This is a genomic window from Mesorhizobium sp. M4B.F.Ca.ET.214.01.1.1 (assembly GCF_004791545.1).
Classification (GTDB): domain Bacteria; phylum Pseudomonadota; class Alphaproteobacteria; order Rhizobiales; family Rhizobiaceae; genus Mesorhizobium; species Mesorhizobium abyssinicae.
Map to the genome: position 1 here is coordinate 1 of NZ_SRUX01000342.1, position 278 is coordinate 278.

Here is a 278-nt window from a genome sequence, read left to right on the forward strand (position 1 = left end):
CGGTGCACCATCTCAATGGTAGTATTGCCCGCGGCTCGCTTACCGCCGTTATCGGCGCCAACGGCTCGGGAAAATCCACGTTGATGAAAGGCATTGCCGGCATTTTGAAGCCGCTTGGCGGCGAATGTCGGGTCAGTCCGGCGATCTCCGTCGCCTATCTGCCGCAACAGTCGGAGCTGGACCGGGCCTTTCCCGCTCAGGTACGAGACCTTGTGGCCCTCGGTCTCTGGCCGAGACGCGGTCTGCTCGGACGACACCGTTCCGAAGATCGGACGGCG

General features: G+C 62.9%; 1 protein-coding gene. It reads left to right on the forward strand.

The window, feature by feature from the left end; genetic code table 11:
* Window positions 1-2: 2 nt before the first annotated feature.
* A partial coding sequence (locus EN857_RS34495) for an ATP-binding cassette domain-containing protein (RefSeq protein ID WP_245521700.1) occupies window positions 3-278 on the forward strand: 276 nt, incomplete at its 3' end.